The organism is Exiguobacterium sp. s59, assembly GCF_018617475.1.
GTDB lineage: Bacteria > Bacillota > Bacilli > Exiguobacteriales > Exiguobacteriaceae > Exiguobacterium > Exiguobacterium aestuarii.
This window is the reverse complement of record NZ_JACSKG010000001.1, coordinates 578901-597593: the sequence shown is the minus strand read 5'-3', so window position 1 is coordinate 597593 and position 18693 is coordinate 578901. Positions and strand designations below refer to the sequence as shown.

The 18693-nt window shown below is 45.5% G+C and carries 18 protein-coding genes and 1 pseudogene; 2 read left to right on the top strand and 17 right to left on the bottom strand.

The window, feature by feature from the left end; all coding sequences use genetic code 11:
• Positions 1–22: 22 nt before the first annotated feature.
• The 9 genes and pseudogenes from KNO91_RS03090 to KNO91_RS03050 all read right to left on the bottom strand — a co-directional run bounded on the left by KNO91_RS03090 (position 23) and on the right by KNO91_RS03050 (position 8203).
• On the bottom strand, positions 23–1387 hold the full coding sequence (locus tag KNO91_RS03090; protein ID WP_214788513.1) for a sodium-dependent transporter: 1365 nt from the start codon (positions 1385–1387) through the stop codon (positions 23–25).
• 122 nt (positions 1388–1509) lie between these two features.
• Entirely contained in the window at positions 1510–2382 is an 873-nt protein-coding gene (locus KNO91_RS03085) for a diacylglycerol/lipid kinase family protein (RefSeq protein WP_214816000.1), read from the bottom strand.
• Positions 2379–3884: an ABC transporter permease/substrate-binding protein gene (locus tag KNO91_RS03080; protein ID WP_214788519.1), complete on the bottom strand. Its 1506-nt coding sequence runs from the start codon at positions 3882–3884 to the stop codon at positions 2379–2381. Before KNO91_RS03080 ends, KNO91_RS03085 begins: the two co-directional genes overlap by 4 nt.
• 10 nt (positions 3885–3894) lie before the next feature.
• Positions 3895–4611: pseudogene (locus KNO91_RS03075) on the bottom strand (ABC transporter ATP-binding protein); the annotation flags it as partial.
• Between the two features lie 106 nt (positions 4612–4717).
• Complete coding sequence (locus tag KNO91_RS03070; RefSeq protein ID WP_251126026.1) at positions 4718–5449, bottom strand: 3D domain-containing protein; 732 nt, start codon at positions 5447–5449, stop codon at positions 4718–4720.
• A gap of 238 nt (positions 5450–5687) precedes the next feature.
• Positions 5688–6140, bottom strand: a complete 453-nt coding sequence (locus tag KNO91_RS03065) for a GDYXXLXY domain-containing protein (protein ID WP_214788525.1) — start codon at positions 6138–6140, stop codon at positions 5688–5690.
• Positions 6137–7321 carry a DUF2157 domain-containing protein gene (locus tag KNO91_RS03060; RefSeq protein ID WP_214815997.1) on the bottom strand — a complete coding sequence of 395 codons (1185 nt, stop codon included), beginning with the start codon at positions 7319–7321 and terminating at the stop codon, positions 6137–6139. Before KNO91_RS03060 ends, KNO91_RS03065 begins: the two co-directional genes overlap by 4 nt.
• A 17-nt stretch (positions 7322–7338) precedes the next feature.
• Positions 7339–7539 (bottom strand): DUF2187 family protein, encoded by a 201-nt coding sequence (locus tag KNO91_RS03055; protein WP_214788531.1) that lies wholly within the window; start codon positions 7537–7539, stop codon positions 7339–7341.
• A gap of 40 nt (positions 7540–7579) precedes the next feature.
• A complete protein-coding gene (locus KNO91_RS03050; RefSeq protein ID WP_371816627.1) occupies positions 7580–8203 on the bottom strand; it encodes an NUDIX hydrolase in 624 nt (207 codons plus the stop codon).
• Positions 8204–8315: 112 nt separating this feature from the next.
• Here KNO91_RS03050 and KNO91_RS03045 point away from each other — a divergent pair, with 112 nt between their 5' ends.
• Positions 8316–9854: an FAD-dependent monooxygenase gene (locus KNO91_RS03045; RefSeq protein WP_214793932.1), complete on the top strand. Its 1539-nt coding sequence runs from the start codon at positions 8316–8318 to the stop codon at positions 9852–9854.
• 50 nt (positions 9855–9904) lie between these two features.
• On the opposite strand, the gene KNO91_RS03040 is transcribed toward KNO91_RS03045, so the two are convergent.
• Positions 9905–10156 carry a hypothetical protein gene (locus KNO91_RS03040; protein ID WP_214691944.1) on the bottom strand — a complete coding sequence of 84 codons (252 nt, stop codon included), beginning with the start codon at positions 10154–10156 and terminating at the stop codon, positions 9905–9907.
• A gap of 96 nt (positions 10157–10252) precedes the next feature.
• Here KNO91_RS03040 and KNO91_RS03035 point away from each other — a divergent pair, with 96 nt between their 5' ends.
• Entirely contained in the window at positions 10253–10540 is a 288-nt protein-coding gene (locus KNO91_RS03035; protein ID WP_074034596.1) for a hypothetical protein, read from the top strand.
• Positions 10541–10574: 34 nt separating this feature from the next.
• Here the strand turns inward: KNO91_RS03035 and KNO91_RS03030 are convergent, their stop codons facing one another.
• The 7 genes from KNO91_RS03030 to KNO91_RS03000 all read right to left on the bottom strand — a co-directional run bounded on the left by KNO91_RS03030 (position 10575) and on the right by KNO91_RS03000 (position 18691).
• On the bottom strand, positions 10575–11150 hold the full coding sequence (locus tag KNO91_RS03030) for an NERD domain-containing protein (protein WP_214815991.1): 576 nt from the start codon (positions 11148–11150) through the stop codon (positions 10575–10577).
• Between the two features lie 20 nt (positions 11151–11170).
• The gene (gpsB, locus tag KNO91_RS03025; RefSeq protein ID WP_214793934.1) at positions 11171–11467 is read right to left on the bottom strand and encodes a cell division regulator GpsB; all 297 of its coding nucleotides are present in this window, start codon (positions 11465–11467) and stop codon (positions 11171–11173) included.
• Positions 11468–11471: 4 nt separating this feature from the next.
• Positions 11472–12017 (bottom strand): SLOG family protein, encoded by a 546-nt coding sequence (locus KNO91_RS03020; protein WP_214788552.1) that lies wholly within the window; start codon positions 12015–12017, stop codon positions 11472–11474.
• On the bottom strand, positions 12014–13177 hold the full coding sequence (locus tag KNO91_RS03015; protein ID WP_214793935.1) for a ribonuclease H-like domain-containing protein: 1164 nt from the start codon (positions 13175–13177) through the stop codon (positions 12014–12016). The genes KNO91_RS03020 and KNO91_RS03015 overlap by 4 nt, the downstream gene beginning before the upstream one ends.
• Positions 13174–15423 carry a DEAD/DEAH box helicase gene (locus KNO91_RS03010; RefSeq protein ID WP_214815988.1) on the bottom strand — a complete coding sequence of 750 codons (2250 nt, stop codon included), beginning with the start codon at positions 15421–15423 and terminating at the stop codon, positions 13174–13176. The genes KNO91_RS03015 and KNO91_RS03010 overlap by 4 nt, the downstream gene beginning before the upstream one ends.
• A 17-nt stretch (positions 15424–15440) precedes the next feature.
• The gene (locus tag KNO91_RS03005) at positions 15441–16001 is read right to left on the bottom strand and encodes a hypothetical protein (RefSeq protein WP_214815985.1); all 561 of its coding nucleotides are present in this window, start codon (positions 15999–16001) and stop codon (positions 15441–15443) included.
• An 80-nt stretch (positions 16002–16081) separates the two neighbouring features.
• A complete protein-coding gene (locus tag KNO91_RS03000; RefSeq protein ID WP_214815983.1) occupies positions 16082–18691 on the bottom strand; it encodes a transglycosylase domain-containing protein in 2610 nt (869 codons plus the stop codon).
• Positions 18692–18693: the final 2 nt, after the last annotated feature.

The window sequence follows — 18693 nt, the reverse complement described above, 5'->3', positions numbered from 1 at the left end:
CTCTGAGAGCCTACGGTTTCGGTTATTGTGCTGTAAGTGTTGTAACCCACGTTGATACCATGACAATTGCTACCGTTACGGGAATCACGTAACGAATGAGCGCATGCCAGATTGGATAAAGTTTCTTACCTGGTTCTGACGTTTGGATCTCATCTTTCAATATACGTTGATCGACGACGTATCCGACAAAAATCGATGTCAAGAGCGCCCCGACCGGCATCAAGATATAGCTAACAAGGTAATCCATCGTATCGAAGAACGTTAGCCCATTAAACAATTGTACATCACTCAATAATCCGAACGACAATGCGGATGGAACTCCTACAACGAAGACGAGAATAGCGGCCGTCACGGTCACTTGTTTCTTCGTCCAACTCGATTTCTTTTCATTCAATCGATCCGTCACACCTGCAACGACGACTTCTAACATGGCAATCGATGACGTGATCGATGCGAAAGCGAATAATAGGAAGAACAAGACCATGAAGAATCCACCAAGTGGTACTTGGTTGAAGACTGCCGGTAACACGACGAACAGTAGCGCCGGACCTTCAGCCGGGTCAAGTCCCGATGCAAAGACTGCCGGGAAGATGGCAAGCCCAGCTAAGAGTGATACTGCAATGTTCAATAGAACAATCATGTTCGCCGAACGATTCAACGTCCCTTTCGTCTTAATGTAAGACGCATACGTCAACATCGCCGCTACTCCTAACGATAAGGAGAAGAAGGCTTGACCTAAAGCAAACAACACTGATTCACCCGTTAATGCTGAGAAGTCCGGTTGTAAGAAGAAGCGAACCCCTTCCATCGCTCCGTCAAGTGTCAATGAACGGACGACGAGAACTAAGAAGCTGACGAACAAGAGTGGCATTAAAATTTTACTCATTCGTTCGATTCCTGCTTCAACTCCACGTAATACAATCAAGAGCGTGATTAAAAGGAATAAAAATTGTCCGAGTACAGCAATTCCTGGTGTTGAAACGACGTTTCCGAAAACATCCCCGAATTCGTCAGCCGAACGCCCGCTTAATGTTCCACTTAAACCGAGCCCGATATAAATGAGAACCCATCCTCCAATAACACTATAGAAGGAAAGCAACAAGAAACATGCGATGACACCTAAATAACCGATGATGGTCCAACGACCGTGCCCTAATTTTTTGAAGGCGAGAAGTGCCGTCTTTTGCGTAGAACGTCCAACGATGAATTCACCAATTAATAATGGGAGACCGAGTAATAATGTGAACGCCAAAAACATGAGTAAAAAGGCACCGCCCCCACTAGTTCCAGTGACGTATGGAAACTTCCATATCGCACCTAAACCGATTGCCGACCCTGCGGCAGCTAGAATGAATCCAATTTTTGAGGCGAATGAGTTTTGCGCCATGATTACCCCTACTTCCTGTTTTTCATTTCATTTTCATAATAATAGTGAAATACTAACACGGTTCAAGGGTCAGGACAACAAAAAAACAGAGAAAAGTCTGAATACTTTTCTCTGTTGATGCTTTATGGCGTTAAAAACATGAGAGCCTGCTCTCGAATTCGTATCGTTAAGTGATCGGTTTCGAAATGCTCACCGTCTACATCGATGATTTGGGGTTCATTTAACTCGACTTCGACATGAGGAGCCTGAAAGTGATTCCATTCCGTCGATTTTTGACCAAGACCGAGTTGCTGGGCCAACAATTGTCGAATCATCGGAAATCCGATTGACGAACTGTGAACGACTTCTAACAATCCGTCTGAAAACGATTGTGTCTCAAGCTTCGTCGGTACGGTCCCGAGATAACTCCCATTCCCTACATATAGAAAACTGACATCACCTTCGTAAAGGAGTTCATCTCCTCGTCGTAACCGAATCTCAAATGGGTCAGCTTCGCGAAACTGGCGGATAGTCGCTAAAAAGTAACCGATTGAACCTAACGCTTCCTTTTCATCCGGATCGATTTGACGTGACGTGTCTGCAATCAATCCGACTCCTACGAAATTGAGAGCATACATCTCATCAACTTGAATAACGTCCACATGCTGTTCATGATTCGACTTAATGACACTTGCCGCTTGTGTCGGTTGAATGGGAAGTTCAAGCGCTCGCGCAAAATCATTACATGTCCCGGCAGGAATGATTCCTACTGTCGGACGCTCCTCACGCTCTAACGTCATTAAGCCATTCACCACTTCGTTTAAGGTCCCGTCTCCCCCTATCACAATCATATGGTCGAACGTTCCACTTTCTTTCGCGAATCGGAGCGCGTCCCCGATTTCTTGAGTTTTCTTGATAATTATTTCTTCGTAGAGCGATTCAATCGTTCCGATGACTTCTCCGAGCATCGTTTCGCTCGTACCAGACTTCGGATTCGAAATAATCAAAGCTCTCATAATAACCCTTCCTGTTCTAAGAAGTCTTTCGCTACATCATAAGCACGTTCATTTCCGTAGGCAACACGTCGGTTCAGTTCAGACATCTGTTCGTCTGTAATTTTGCCGGCGAGTTGGTTGAGCGCATCCTCAATCTCCGGATACTCTTCAAGCGTCTCCTCTTTCATGAGTGGTGCGCCTTGATAAGGTGGGAAGAATTGTCGGTCGTCTTCTAATACGACGAGATCGTTCTCGGCGATATCAGGATCCGTCGCATAAGCGTCGACTAGATTGACATCCCCTCGAGCGATGGCGCGATAACGTAATTTCTGCTCCATCGAGACGACAGATGGGAAATCAAACCCATACTCGTTTTGTAAGCCAGGATACCCGTCTTCACGGTCGGTGAACTCGAGGGTGAAACCGGCTTTAATATCGGACTCGACATTCCGTAAATCTGAAATAGCCGTAATGTCTTCTGCCTCGGCATAGTCACGTGGAATCGCGAGCGCATACGTATTGTTAAACTTCATCGGTTCGAGCATCACGTATCCGTCTTCGGCCAGTGCCTCTCTCGCTTGTTCATATACCTCACCTGCATCGTTTGACTCAGGTGTCTCTTTGACGAGACTCGCGAGTGCTGTACCTGTGAACTCCGGATAAATATCGACGTCACCTGATTGGAGTGCGCCCCATACGAACGTCGTCTCCCCGAAGTTCGGTTTCACGGATACAGTCAAATCTGTTTCTTCCTCAATCAATAGCTTATACATATTCATCAGAATTTCTGGCTCTGGACCGAGTTTACCGGCAACGACAAGGTCTGTCTCTTGAGAGCGACCAAATGCGAGCGGCGTGATGATGACCAGGGCGAGTACGGTAGAAACAGCAATCAATTTCGTCTTATTGCGAGTCGCTGTCGCACCTTCCATCTGACGCAACAAGAAGTCAAACAGGAGTGCCAAAATAGCGGCTGGGATCGCACCCAGTAAGATTAAGTAATTATCGTTTCGGTTAATCCCAAGTAAGATGAGTGTACCAAGTCCGCCTGCTCCGACAAGAGCAGCGAGTGTTGCCGTACCGACGATTAAGACCATCGCTGTACGGATACCAGCCATGATGACCGGCAATGCAAGGGGAAGTTCGACTTTCATCAAACTTTGATTCGGCTTCATCCCACAAGCTCGAGCTGCTTCAAGTAACGATTTGTCCACTTCATTCAATCCAGTAAACGTGTTACGTAAAATTGGTAGGAGCGCATATAACACAAGCGCGATGATGGCAGGCAATGCTCCGATTCCTACGAGTGGAATCATTAACCCGAGTAGGGCAAGCGAAGGGATCGTTTGAATAATTGCTGTAACACCAATGGCGGTCTCGGCAATTTTCTTACGACGTGTCAGCCAAATCCCTAATGGTACGGCAATCAAAACGGCAATTAAAAGCGATACGACAGAGAGCTGCAAGTGCTCAATCAGTGCCTCGACAAGCTGACCTTGTCTATTTTGGAACGTCTCAAGCATCTAGCTCACCTCTTCCGCGTTGTGTGAATTCTAAGACGAACGGATCTTCACTCGCCAATATTTCATCTGGTGTACCGACCAACATGAGTTCGCCGTCGCGCATCAATGCGATGCGGTCACCGAGCTTCATCGCTTCTTGCATGTCGTGTGTGACAAATAGAATCGTCTTACCGAGTTCATCATTTAGTCGCTTGATGTCATCTTGCAATTGACCACGGCTAATGGGGTCAAGCGCAGAGAACGGTTCGTCCATCAGGATGACGTCCGGGTCTGCGGCTAGTGCGCGCAATACCCCGACCCGTTGTTGTTGACCACCAGATAGTTCCGAGGGCTTCTTCGAACGTAATTTCGGGTCGAGACCGGCAATTTTCATCAATTCCGTCACACGGTCTTTCGTTCGTTCTTTTTTCCATTTCAATAGTTCCGGTACGACAGAGATGTTTTCTTCAACTGTTAGATGGGGGAATAAGGCAATTTGTTGAAGCACATAACCGATGTTACGGCGTAACTCAAAAATATCGAATTGATAGATTTCTTTTCCATCGATTAAAATCTTACCGTCCGTATGATCGATGAGGCGATTGACCATCTTCATCGTCGTGGTCTTTCCACACCCGGAAGGTCCAATCAATACAAAGATTTCTCCTTTTTCTACTGTTAAGCTTAACTCTTTGACGGCTAACGTCCCGTCTTCATAACGTTTTGACACATCACGAAACTCAATCAACCTGATCCCTCCTCGACTATTTCCAAAATGGAAATTCAAATAGTATTTTGCCCGTTTCTCTACTTTGTTAAACAAAAAAAGGCTCTCCTATTGGAGAACCTGACCATTAGTAAAGCGTTACTTTGATGTGACGACGCCCCCATTGGATCGCATCCTGTTTGGAATCGACGAGTAAATCGACGATATGTCCTTTGATTCTTCCACCTGTATCAAGGGCAATCGCATCACCGACACCTTGGATATGGACTTTAGAACCTAATGGAATGACGGCAGGGTCAACAGCGATGATTCGCATCCCGTTATAATAAATCGAATCAGTCACGTCATGACCAGTTGCTGTTAAGACACGACCACCATATGCCTTGTTATCAGCGACATCATTTGAATATGCAGTCGATTCGACTGTAATGACTTTTTTACCCGCTGACGTAGACACTGGTGTCGCCGTAGTCTTTTTATTCGAAGAAGCCGCTGCCTTTTTTGCTGCCGCACGTTCTGCTTCTTTACGCGCTTCTTCAGCTTTTCGTTCTGCTTCAAGTTTAGCAAGTCTTTCCTTTTCTGCTTTCTCTTTCTCTGCAGCAAGACGTTCTGCTTCGAGACGCTTCTCTTCAGCGATGCGTTTCTCTTCAGCGATGCGTTTTTCTTCGGCAATTTTCTTTTGACGGGCGATTTCTTTCTGTCGTTCTTCTTCAATCGCTTGTCGTTCTAATTCAATTGGATTTTGTACAATTTTCTGTTCTGTCCCGATTCCGATCTGTGCAGCATCTGCTTGACCAACGAATGTGAACATCCCAATCATTGCGGTTCCAAATAACATCATATATTTAATCAATTTCATCGTAGTAAGGTCATCACCTTTCTCGTTATGTAACGAACAGATGTTAATTTACCACGACACGTTACATTGGAGTAGCCGTTTCAACGAAGTGAAATATTCCTGACATATGACGTAAAAAGTGGTTACAGATTGTAACAATTGCGAAAAACGTTGCTATTACTAGGTTTCACAAAAAAATTACAGAATCGTTACAATAAATCATGTAACAAACCTGTAATCTTCCTGTCATGTGTTTTATTTATTCAATTGGCTTTAAATCATGCAATCTGAGCATCCCCCACGGTGCAACATCGACTTGGACCGTGAAAGATTTTTCCCCTTCCACCCTGTCTACTTCATCTTGAGGGACACGATACGACCCCATTTCTTCTATATAAAGGTTGCGGTCATAGTAGTTCGCCCGTACTCCTCCGAAAAACGGTTTTGACTCGACTCGGTCGATGACGGCAAATCCATCTTCCCCTTGCTCGAACGAAACGTAAACCGTCCCCGTCTCAACATTTTGACGTCCTTCGAATTCGTCATATTCCAGATAGATAGAGTCTCCAAAATACGGGTCATACGGTTCATACGAAGTACCTTTGAACGTGTATGTCTCCCCTACCCACGAGATGGCAAAGACAAGAATGACAAACAGGACGGCAATCATGACTTGGACGGCCGGAATGACCCACGTGGACAATCGTTTCATGTCGTCACATCCCTTCTCGTACGATTACGCCACCATAGTCCGAGTGACAATGCGAAGACGATGAGCGCACCGATCAAGAAGAAGAGAGAGATATCCAGACGGTCCCATACATAAATGAAATAAATCGTCATCTGGACAACTAGGAAATAGATAAAGGCGAAGATGGTTGGTTGTCTCATCATGTCTTGACGGACGAGGTATGCCAATGCAATCACTTCAATCAATACCGCCAGAAGTACACCTGAATCCTCGAATAATGCAAATGGAATGACTGCGAGCAAACTCACCCACAACAGATCGTTTCGGCGATGAATCAAATAGACGGCAACGAGTGCTATGGATAGAAGGGTCGCTTCTAGTATCGAAGGTGGTCTTTGCGAGAGCCAGCTTTCCGTGACATTCACTAAATAGCCAATGGAAAGCACGGCTGCGACAAATAAATAGGCAGCTTGCCAAGCAGCCCGCTTACGATAAATTAGAAGTAACGCATGTAAAATGACGAGTGACCAAAGTGGCCATAGTCTTCCTTCATAGTTCACATATTGACCAAAGATATTGAGAATACCGTAAAAGGTGAGCCATGCGAACGTCCGATCCAATGATTCCTCCACAAAATGGAACCATACCCATGTCACGACGAGTGCAAATCCAATCAACGTCAACCCTATACCTTCGAAACTGTTCGTGACGGCCATGAATGCAGTGATAGCGGAGATAATCGAAAAAATGACGTGCTCATACATGATTCTGTGCAAAACTGCCATCGTGAAGAGGATCCAAAACAGAAACGTCAATTGCCCGGATAGATTATACGTGGTAAAGATGACCGCCATGGTCGCTACAAAAAAGACAAATCCTAATACGCGTAATAAAGTGACGTACCTCGGCGTTTTCAAGCGGACCCGCTCGGCAAAGACATAAAATCCAACCATAAAAATAAGAAATAACCCAATCTTTAAGAGGTCAGGAATCGCCTGCCAATTGGCTGCAACGAAGCTAAATAGGCTGAGTGCCAGTAAAATCGAGCCGACAATAACTAAAACAGGCGGCTTGTGATCATGTCGCTCACTAGCCGCCCGTTGTGTATGTTCATAGTCGACTAGTCTTTTACCCGTCGCTTCATCTAACAAACCCGCCTCTTGCCATTCACGTACTTTTTTGTCAATGGACACCTGAATCATCCCTTTCAGAAAAAAGGTCAGCTGGCGCGTTCAATCAATTCCAAATCTGATTTTAATAAAACTTGTTTTTCAAACTCGAGCCCGAGTTGTTGAAACTCTTCCATGATCGAAACGTCTCCGATCACAGTATTGGTCAGTACGGCGGTCACTTCTGCGACCCATCCTTCACGAGTCGACTTCACGATATCACCTACGAGGAATTCTTCAGACACACCCATTCACTTCCAATCTAAATTTGTTTCTATCATTATAACGAAATTATGTCGGTTTGAATACGTTTTCTTTTATGCGTTGAATAAATTGTGTCAAAAATTTTCCAGTAAGTCCCCAAATGATATAGTCTTCATGTTCGTAGAAAGGTTCTCTCATTTTAATTACCCGTTTTTTGTACGCTTTAGCATTCGCCAATCGATCTAATGGAATATTCTGATCTGGATTCATCGTCCACTCCATCTCTCCATGGAACGGGTCAATCATAAGCAATGTAGAGACCGGTACCGTAAACAAGTGATCGACCTCATCCGTTTCTTTCACACTTGGTAATTCCGATAAGATTCCGACAAATGGATAAATCAATTGTCGATGGGGTGTGGCGAGCGGCCTCAATTTGCCAATGACTTCAATTTGAGTTGACGCAACCTCGAGCTCCTCACACGTTTCTCGCACCGCCGCTTCGACAGGTGTCTCTCCTTTTTCAAGTCGACCTCCTGGAAAAGAAATCTCCCCGGGTTGCTGCCGCATCGTATGGGCACGTACTTCAAAGACGACATGCCATTCCTTCTCTATTTCAACGAGCGGAATTAATACCGCCGCTGTCTGTTCGTAATCTTCTTCCATTGTAAAGCTATTTCGAATTTGATTTTCATTGATCCATGGCTGCACACCGTTCACTCACCTTCCATCATCGAATATCTTATACCGTTCTATACCCCACTTTTCGTTTAATCGCTGCCAATGTCGGAAATATCATTATTAATGATAGGAGTTGATCACTTTGGACGAACAAGTGGATGTACTAATCGTCGGAGCCGGACCGACCGGCCTGACGCTCGGCCTCACCTTAGCCAGATATGGCGTTTCATTTCAAATCATCGACCGAAAGACGACCCCGTCGGATAATTCTCGGGCCATCGGGATACAGCCGCGGACAATCGAAGTGTTCTCTCGCTTAGATGTTGCCCAAGAAGTGCTCGAGCGGGCCCGTACGATTGAACGGGGAAATCTCTATTTCTCAGGTCAATGGACGGCAAAGCTAGAGTTTTCAAAGCTTGTCACTCCGTATCCTTTCGTGACACTACTGCGACAAAATGAAACAGAAGAAATTTTAGAACGCGCCCTACACAAACATGGTCACGCAGTGAAGCGCGGCGAATCACTCTCGTCGATCACCCAATATCCATCACGTACGATTGCTCATTTGACTGCTGCAGATGGGACCCAGCGTTCAGTCGAAGCCAAATATGTCGTCGCCGCTGATGGTGCGAACAGTTCTATCCGTCGAATGCTCGCCCTCCCTTTCAGTGGGAAGTCGTTTAAAGAGGCATGGGTGTTAGCGGATTTGAAAGCAGATTGGCCCATTTCTCGCGAAGAGGTGCATATTTTCTTCTCGGATCAAGGGGTGCTAGAAGTATTTCCACTCACAGATGAAACAATCCGGATAACGGGAAACTTACGAACCGATGAATCATTCGTGGAATCGGACCTTCAACAATTTGTTGAACAACGTAGTCACATGCCTGTTCACATCCACGATGTCGAGTGGTTCTCACTTTTTCGCGTTCATAATCGGATGGTCGATACGTTTATCCATAATCGCATCATTCTAATGGGCGATGCGGCTCATATCAATTCTCCGGTCGGTGGACAAGGAATGAACACTGGGATTGCGGATGCATTCAACTTAGGTTGGAAGCTATGGCTCCATTTGAAGACGGGTGCTCCACATCAAGTCGTCTCGACGTATCGGGATGAACGCGAGCACGTTGCAAAGAATGTCCTACAGACGACGAATATCGCGACCGTGATGCTTCAAACGACCCTTCCGATGCTGTTACCGTTCCAAGCCATCGGAGCTGATGTCTTCACACGAGTCAATCTCGTTAATCAAAAGATAACGGAACGAATCTCGCAACTTCATCTGTCCTATCCGAAAGCGTTGCGTATGCCATTTCGACGAGTTTCCGAAGGAAAGATCTTTCCTGAGACAGAGATTTTACGAACCGATGACGGCTTTCGGACGAAGATTTCGGAGATTGCCGACGGACGCTTCCAAGTGCTCGTGTTCGACGATGGCAAACGTGATTTGACAGCGATTTATGAATTCTTAAATCAGCATCATCCATTCATTCAAACCATTACATTGTCGAAGACGAGTCGTCCATTTTTCGATCAAGGAAATGAACTTGCCAAGTCACTATTTATGAAACGCGGTATATTGGTCATACGTCCAGACGGCTATTTATTGCATATGCAACATCATGTCCGTCTAAAACCTTTACAGGACAAGTTAGCCGTCTGGCTTCCGCAAACATAAGCGTGTATAAATGGAGAGCTTCACCACATTGGTGAAGCTCTCCATGTCATTTATTCTTCAACATTTACATATAGAATACCTGGTTTTGAAAGCGTCAAATCGTAGAACGCTTCAAACGCCTCGATATCCTCGAGCTTACGAAAATCAATTTTGTCTGTCTCTTCATTCGGGATGGCGACGATGATGCCTTCTTCCGTCGATTTGATCATACCGGTTTGGCCGTTATGAATTCGAATGTAGAGTACTTGCTGGTCTTCGAGGAGCGAGATTGCCTCTCGTCTCGATTGAATCGGTTTTTTCATAAAATCCCCCTCTTTTCCATTTTAGTATAACGTTCACTTCATATTGCTTTCAACTCGCCGCACCATTAAACTTGTGTAAAGAAGGGGTTGAATGCGTTGGAAACATTATTCATCATTGTACTCGCCATCTTGTTCGTCATTTTGGTCACGATTCGTACGATTCGCAACTTAAAATGGGTTCGCTTCGGTGAAGCGTTTGGGAAGCAAGGCGAGGAACTATTAGGTGACTATCATTACCTGACAGAACAGGGAATCACCTGTCGGATAGAACAAGGACTTCCGACCGGAAAGTTGTTAAAACCGCTCGCAAAAAATTTAGACGACCGTGTCGCACTGTTCGTCCATCGAGATGATGCGGCAAAAGCTAGAGAACTATTAAAATAAGAAGAAGGCCAAATACAATCATTTGGCCTTCTTCTTATTTATGTACTTGTCTTTCAGAACAGTAGTAGGCGATTTGTTTAACAAGTGGCTCCGTCAACATCTCAAGATTGGTTTTGCTGATGACCTGATCGACCAACTTGAAAGAGTCGCCACAATTGGCCTTAATCCGTTTAAGCTTCAACTGTTCCGTCTCTGGGAAGATTAAAAACGAATAAACCGGAATCGCTTGTCCACACTCTTTTTTCAGTCGTGAACGTACTTGTTTGGTCATTCGCTCTAACTCCGTGACAGGATGTGGATAGACGTGTTTCCATCCCATAGACGTCTCTGTCCGACACTCGCGGTTCGTCAAATGGACAGGGGCTGGAGTTCGATTTAATTGAATCAAAAATACTCCTTTAGGTCCAACGAGCACGTAATGAACGAGATCGTCCCCAAACTCGACTTGTTCAATCATCATCCAATCAAAACGACAAGTGTGTCTAATGTTTTCGACGAGACGATCCGTATAGCATGACGGTGCTTTCATCACTTCTTCTTTCGGACGAAACAGCTTTCTTGTCTGTTGTTTAACGGGTTGTTTCTCAGTAGCCGTTAACACTTGTAACATTCACTCCACCCCCCTATTCCTTATTCGCTTGGTCCCACTTGCTTTCCGAAGACTGCTTTTTCGAGATTTGAGATGCGACGCAACATATCATAATTAGATGCGACAGGCTGCGCTGGCTTGACAGGTTCCGCTGCAGGTGATGATTCGCGACGCAATGAATCATTTTCCTTTTGAAGACGATCGATCTCTTTTGCCATCTTTTCATAATCGCGAATGACCACGTCTAAGAATTGATCGACTTCTTCTTGCGAATACCCTCGTAATGCTGTTTTAAATTCTTGTTTATAAATTGCTTCTGCCGTTAGTTCGGTTTGCATCGTATCACTCCCATTGTTGTTCCCATTGTTTTTCTTCCTCAATGACACGTAAATCTTCCTGATTAATCAAAAAGACTTCCATATTCGGCTTCCGCCGTGCCCCTTCTACTAGAAAACGGGGACTTCCTTCCGTTTCTTCGTCATACAAGGTAATCAATCCTTCTGCTTTGTCTAAAAAGAATGCAGTTTTTGCGCGTAGTTGACTTGGATCCTCATACGGACGTTGCGTCAACGGTTCGAAGAAGTCGGCTTCGAGTTGCAGTTGCACAAATAATTCTTGCTCGAACGGTTTATAGCGTTCGTCCATATTTAAGAACGGAGGAAATACCGCAATTTTAATTGGATAAGTTTCTCTTAACTCTAACAATACTTGTCCGGCCCATAATTCACAACCGTTCGTTCCACTAAAGATGAACCATTCAGCGCCAAGTTCGATGACTTCAAGAATTTTTTTACGATAAGCTTCTTGAATGATTTCAATTCCGGGGTGATCTGCTTTGAAAATTCCAAGTTCATGAGGACGATATCCTGTGATGGCTACAACTTTCATGATCTCTTCCTTTCTAGACGGGCACGGCGATGTTCTAGCTCGGCCTTTTCTCGATTGATCGTTTGACGCAACACTGTGCGTTTTTGTTCAAGGAGCTCCATCGCTCGTTCCGTATAATCAATCGCGAGTGCCACATCCTTCTGCTTGTGCTCTGCATATTTGGCGAGTTCAACATAGCCCTCGATCGTATGCAATGATTCGAATAACGGAATTGCTTGCTCCATACGTCCCGTTCGCTTCAATAGCATTGCTTGCCGCATGACGGCTCGCTTCGAAGGACTCGAAAGCTGTTCAAACGCTTCGAGCGCCCGTTCCTGTTCGCCAAGGTCATGTAACCAATGCGCACGCTCTTCACCGAAATCTGTTTGTGGAGTCGTGACAAGTTGACTAAGTCTTGTGTAGAGAGAGACAAGACTTAAACAGTCTGCATGATGGTGTTCGAGGACCGGCATGAGAATCTCCGGGTTCCGTTCTTTGACGTACTGGAAATAATGCATCGGTGCTAAAAATCCAGGAAGGTCATCTGTTCGGCCATGACCGAAATACGTTTCGACAGCTTTAAGTGACACCGATTCTAATCTCGGTTTCAACAATCGCCTTGCGGCATGTAATAAATCGACATGACCGACGGAAGGCAACGCTTTGACCCGAGATTTGACAAACGTATGTCTCGTCTTGATTTGCGGCCAGTCGAAGGACTTCCCGTTATAGGTGACGAAACGTACCTCGTCTCCGATATCTTGCAAGAAATGATAGTAAAAGGCGGTCTCAAACGCAGGGTGCGGCAAGACATATTGAATCATTTCTAAGTGTTCTGCTCGAATTCTCGCAAACCCGATTAAAAAAATCGATGTGCCAGATCCACGTAGCCCGGTCGTCTCCGTATCCATGAAAAGTACTTGTTCTGGTTCTAAGTCGACCGCAAAAAACGGATGTTCAGTTTTTCGCATCATTCGACTTGCGTCTCCGAAAGCATAGTCGTGGTAAATCTCATCTAGTGGATATGTCTTTCGGATTCGAACACACCACTCCTCTTCAAACGTTAAAATGTCCCCACCCTGCTCAATCCACTTCCGCTGCTCCACTTCGTCGGGAGATGCCGTGCGTACTGGTTCGACAGGTTCTTTCGTTTTTATTAATCTAGATAATTTTGCTTTCATAACGATCCTTTCAATGCTTGTAACTGACGAATGACTTGCTGTTTGAAGTCCCCGTATCCGACCATACCGACACAGCGAGGACATCCGCTCTCACACGGGCAGTCTGATACTGTCCGTTCTGCTGCTTCAAGTACCATATCTGCATCTTTATAAAGCGCCTCACTGAGACCGATGCCACCAGGATAGCGGTCATATAAATAGACGGTCGGTTTATTCGTATGAGTCGACTTCATTTGAATGGTCGTAAATAAATCGAGTGTATCACACATGAGATAGAGCGGTGCGAGTCGTCTAAACAAGTCACTGACCGCCTCAAGTTGATCTTCGAGATCTGCCTCCGAGTATGCATAACGTTCGTCTAATGTGAACCACGTCGCCGTCGTATGCAATTCTCGCTCCGGGAGATGAATCGGACCTGACCCGATGTTCTCATGTGTTCCAAATTTAATTTTTTTAAAGAGGGTGGCCATCGCAATGACGGATACTTCGCCAAACGTTTTTGCACCATCCGTCTTGTTTTCTTCGAGCACTTTCAATTCTACGGCCAAATTCGCATCCGTATAGTAGTCGACATCGACACGACGGACGAACGCCTTTTTCTCTTCGAAGTCTAACTTTTCGACTTGATATTGTTCGGCGCCATGCAAATAGATTGCTTCATCATGTAATAAGGTCATCGCACTAAACGTATCCATTTCACCGATCACTTGATGTTTTGCGGTTTGGTCGACGATGACGACATTCTCTTGGTCGCTCGTTCGAAGAGAGATGTCATGCGCCGGGAATGAGTCCGTCATCCAATAGTATTTATTCGCTCGTTCGTGTAGCACTTGCGCATCGGTCAGGAACTCTAAAATATCCTCTGTGTCGACCGTTCCAAATCGCTCTCCTTTTTGAAACGGTAATTCGAATGCGGCGCACTTCATATGGTCCACTAAAATAATCAAGTTATTCGGGTCAAGGCGAGCAGCTTCCGGCGAACGATCTAAAATCATATCAGGTTGTTCGACGACAAGCTGGTCGAGAGAGGACGAAGACGCAACGAATACGACGAGTGACTCGGAATGACGACGACCTGCACGTCCAGCTTGTTGCCAAAGTGAGGCGACGGTTCCGGGGTAGCCATTGAGAACGCATGCTTGTAACTGCCCGATATCCACGCCGAGTTCTAACGCATTCGTTGAGACGACTGCTTTGATTTCACCATTCCGTAACCGTCGTTCAATTTCGCGGCGTTCCGATGGAAGATAACCCCCTCGATACCCGACAATCGACTTCGGTCCAAGCTCTCGTCGTGTCAGTTCTTGTAAATATGTTAAAAGCACCTCGACGCGGACACGCGATCGTGCGAATACAATCGTTTGAATGTTTGCTTCGACGAGCTTCGATGCGATACGTTTCGTCTCGAGTGTTGCACTTCTACGAATTCCAAGTGCTTCGTTGACGACAGGGGGATTGTAAAAGACGAGATGCTTCTTCCCTTGAGGCGCCCCGTTCCGGTCGATTAACACGACTTCCTCTTCCGTCAACAATTCAGCGAGTTCACGTGGATTCGCAATCGTCGCGGAAGTCATGATCCATTTCGGATGACTTCCATAATAGGCGCAAATTCGCTTCAATCGACGAAACACGTTTGCGACGTGGCTACCAAACACACCACGGTACGTGTGCAACTCATCGACGACGATATACTCTAAATTTTCAAATAGACGAATCCATTTCGTGTGGTGCGGTAAAATTCCGGAATGGAGCATATCCGGATTGGTGATGACGATATTTCCCGCATCCCTGACTTTTGTTCGCGCGGCGGGAGACGTATCCCCATCATACGTAAAGCATCGCAAATTCCCCTCGAGTGCCTCGACCATCTCCATCAAATCACTATTTTGATCTTGCGCGAGTGCTTTTGTCGGGTAAAGATAAAGCGCACGTGCTGTTGGTTTTTCAATCATCTTAGAAAGTACCGGTAAGTTATAGCACAGTGTTTTTCCTGATGCGGTCGGCGTCACTATGACAGTCGAGTGACCGGCTGCCGTTTGTTTCACAGCTTCAGCCTGGTGCGTATACAGCTGTTCGATTCCCCGGCTCTTCAAGACGTTCGTCAATTGTTTCGGTACTTGCTCTGGAATGGGGGCATATTGTGCCGGACGTGCATCGACTGTATGCCAGTGGCGGACGTTTTTGGCAAAGCTCGGATCTTCTTTTAATTCTTGAATCATTTCTTCGACAGAACGTGATTTTCGCATCAGTTCACCTTCTTTTTTTATGAATTCGAAGGTGCAAGTTCCACTACGGTTTGCCGGATCGATTGAATCCGTTCATCTCGTATCACTCTCGATACAGCGGGCATTTTTAAAATGGTCATGCTTTGAAACGTTGTGGCGACATGCGCATTCTCTTCTTCAAGGCGGATGAGCGCGTCTGAAAACAGACGTTGTGTCGATCGACCGAATAAGACAATGGTATGTAGCTTCGTGCATTTCGAATGAACCGCTAATAGATGCTTGGCGTAGCGTTGCACCGTTTTATAATAATCTTCGTCTGTCGATAAGGTTTGACGATTGCCACGAAGTAAATCCGAATAGTAGGATTCCTCACCCGTGAACATCGTTTCGACACCGATTCGTTTTAAGTAAGCATGTCCAATCGCTTCAGCGACGGTTTGATCATGGATGAGACGACCAAGTGGAATCGACTCTTTTAACAGCAGATGGGAAAGCTTTAATCCGAGATGTCCACTGAGCGGTACGCCGAAATCGTCGTCTTGCAGTCGATCCATAACAAATAACACTTTCATCTTGCGCTTTAAAGAGAGTTGAACCATGTGTCACCATCCTGTTCCCTTTCTTTTCATTATAACAAAGTCATACGAAAAACAGGGCGCACAATGTCGCCCTGCCTTTCTTAGTTATTTCCGTTATTCGAATTGCCGTTCCCACGTTCCGTGTTTGGCGATTCATTATTCGATTGACCTTCTAACGGAGCACCTGAATCGTCTCCATCCGTCGGTTGGTCTGTTCCTTCATCAGTGCCTTCATCAGTAGCCGGCTCATCAGGATTTTGTTCGTCAGTCGTATCTTCACCATTTCCATTGTCGGTTTCGTTACCATTGCCGTTATTTTCCTCATTGCCGTTATTTTCATCTGCTGGGTTGTCTTCGTTATTTTCTTCTTCAGAAGGATTTTCTTCTTCTTCCTTCGGTTCTTCTTTCGGTTCAATCGAGTAGCTCGCTTGCGCTGGTGCCGATTGCTGTTCACCCGTCAATGGGTTCGTCGCTTTGGCAACGATGGTGAATGTCGTGTCCCCTTCAGCCAAGTTTGCAATATCGACACTCGTCTCTCCCGTTGTACCGACGACTTTTTCACCGCCATCCGCCGACTGTTGAGTCACAGTGAACGAGATGTCTGAGTAGCCATCTGCTTTTGCACCATCAAAATCATATGACCATGAGACAGAACCGGCTTGTGAATCTTCATCATAGTTGACGCTTGCGCTCGTAGGAGCGGCAAGTTTCTCAGGTTGAAGATCTTTTGGCTTCGTCCCTTTGACATAAAGTTCATTCCCAAGAGACAAGACAGAGTCTGGACGCTCGAAGCGATCTGGTTGACCTGTAACGTTCGTCACTTCTTGCATCATATACTCGAAGTAATATTGGGCATAGTTTGGTTTATTGTTACTCTCATCATTAACTTTACCTGTCCATACAGAAATCGAGTAATCAGTCGAATATCCTGTAAACCATTTATACTGTTCATCATTTGTGGTTCCAGTTTTACCAGCTACATCCCAAGGGAATGCACCAGGGTCATATGTCCCGTCCGCTTCACTCACAACGTCACGAAGCATATCCGTCAACATGTAGGCCGTATAGTCTTCCATTGCTTGTTTCGCCTTAACTGGTGAATTGATGCTTGAACCGTCATTAAATTCGATTTTTTGAATCAAGTGAGGTTTTGTATACATACCGTTAGTACCGAGCGCTGCATACGCTGCAGCCATTTGGGTTGTGCTTGCTTGTGCCGTACCTAAAGCATTTGATTCAAGCAGTTCATCGCCGCCCTTAGGATACTCTGGTTCGATTCCAACATTCTTCACAAACGATTCGATGGCTTCTTGTCCATACTCATCTCGCACTTCTTGGAATGCTCGAACTGCCGGCGTATTTGCTGAAATCTTCAAATATTGACGCATCGTATTCATTCCACGATATCCATCGTAATAGTTTCTTGGTTTTCCTCCAGGGAATTCTGCGTCAAGTAACATTTTCCCTGTTGACCATTGTCCATTTTCAATACCTGGTCCATAGTCAAAGAACGGTTTTGCCGTGGATCCAATTTGAAACTTTTCGTTTGAGTAATCACGATAGTTCTTATCGCCTTGCTTAGCTTGCTGACTATCAACAATTGCGACAATTTCACCCGTTTTTGTATTCAGTACAGTTGCACCCATACGAAGCTCATCTGATGGGAAGGCACCGTTAGGAATGTTTACATTATCAGACTTAATGTCACTATTAAACTTTGTGTGAAGTTCTTTATTGATTGACGTGTATACTTTCAAACCTGTGCCATAAATGTCTGATTGTTCAAGACCATAATCTTCTTCAAGCTCTGCTTGGACACGTAGATAAATCGCACGTGTGAACGCCTCTTCTTCCGTCTCTTCACCCGGTGAGATGACGTCAGCGATGGCAACATCAAGCGCTTCGTTATACTGTTCTTCCGAAATGTGACCGTCTCGTTTCATCGCAGACAAGACTTGTTCTTGACGGTAACGCGTCAACTCTTGGTCACCGTTGATCGGGTCATATGCGCTCGGACGTTGCGGTAGACCTGCGAGGATTGCTGCCTCCTGGTAGTTGACCTCAGAGACTGGCTTGTTGAAGTAGCGTTTTGATGCGGTTTGTACACCGTATCCACCACTACCGTAGTAGTTTTTATTTAAATACATCTCTAAAATCTGTTCTTTCGTATACTCACGTTCAAGTTTGAGCGCGAGCCACTGCTCTTGAAGCTTACGCTTCAACTTCTTATCCGTTGAAAGAAACGATTGTTTCACCAACTGCTGCGTGATGGTCGATCCACCTTCTGCACCGAAACCGTCAGTCAAGTTGGCCACGACCGCGCCACCGATTCGACGTAAGTCGATTCCGTTGTGTTCATAGAAACGACGGTCCTCAATCGAGACGACCGCTTGTTGCATCACTTCTGAAATATCGTCAATGGAGACGTATTCCCGAATTTGACCGGCTCCTTCGAGCGGTTCGCCTTCAGCCGAGATCAGCTGAATCGGATACGTATCGACGAGTTTTTCTTCGTCAAGCTCTGGTGCCGTCGCAATTGCATATACGGTATATGCTCCGAATGCGATGACTGCTGCAATAAATAACATGAAACCTAATAAAAAGATGCGTTTCCACATCGGCTTCTTACTCTTATTCTTTGGTTGTTTCCCAGTTTTTTTGCGTTTATTCGTCGTCGAATCTTGTCGACGTGCGACCCTACTTCGCTCCATTC

Coding starts and splice junctions, on each gene's coding strand:
- KNO91_RS03090 (WP_214788513.1), bottom strand. CDS start 1,387: ATGGCGCAAAACTCATTCGCCTCAAAAATTGGATTCATTCTAGCTGCC.
- KNO91_RS03085 (WP_214816000.1), bottom strand. CDS start 2,382: ATGAGAGCTTTGATTATTTCGAATCCGAAGTCTGGTACGAGCGAAACG.
- KNO91_RS03080 (WP_214788519.1), bottom strand. CDS start 3,884: ATGCTTGAGACGTTCCAAAATAGACAAGGTCAGCTTGTCGAGGCACTG.
- KNO91_RS03070 (WP_251126026.1), bottom strand. CDS start 5,449: ATGAAATTGATTAAATATATGATGTTATTTGGAACCGCAATGATTGGG.
- KNO91_RS03065 (WP_214788525.1), bottom strand. CDS start 6,140: ATGAAACGATTGTCCACGTGGGTCATTCCGGCCGTCCAAGTCATGATT.
- KNO91_RS03060 (WP_214815997.1), bottom strand. CDS start 7,321: ATGATTCAGGTGTCCATTGACAAAAAAGTACGTGAATGGCAAGAGGCG.
- KNO91_RS03055 (WP_214788531.1), bottom strand. CDS start 7,539: ATGGGTGTGTCTGAAGAATTCCTCGTAGGTGATATCGTGAAGTCGACT.
- KNO91_RS03040 (WP_214691944.1), bottom strand. CDS start 10,156: ATGAAAAAACCGATTCAATCGAGACGAGAGGCAATCTCGCTCCTCGAA.
- KNO91_RS03030 (WP_214815991.1), bottom strand. CDS start 11,150: ATGTTACAAGTGTTAACGGCTACTGAGAAACAACCCGTTAAACAACAG.
- gpsB (WP_214793934.1), bottom strand. CDS start 11,467: ATGCAAACCGAACTAACGGCAGAAGCAATTTATAAACAAGAATTTAAA.
- KNO91_RS03020 (WP_214788552.1), bottom strand. CDS start 12,017: ATGAAAGTTGTAGCCATCACAGGATATCGTCCTCATGAACTTGGAATT.
- KNO91_RS03015 (WP_214793935.1), bottom strand. CDS start 13,177: ATGAAAGCAAAATTATCTAGATTAATAAAAACGAAAGAACCTGTCGAA.
- KNO91_RS03010 (WP_214815988.1), bottom strand. CDS start 15,423: ATGCGAAAATCACGTTCTGTCGAAGAAATGATTCAAGAATTAAAAGAA.
- KNO91_RS03005 (WP_214815985.1), bottom strand. CDS start 16,001: ATGGTTCAACTCTCTTTAAAGCGCAAGATGAAAGTGTTATTTGTTATG.
- KNO91_RS03000 (WP_214815983.1), bottom strand. CDS start 18,691: ATGGAGCGAAGTAGGGTCGCACGTCGACAAGATTCGACGACGAATAAA.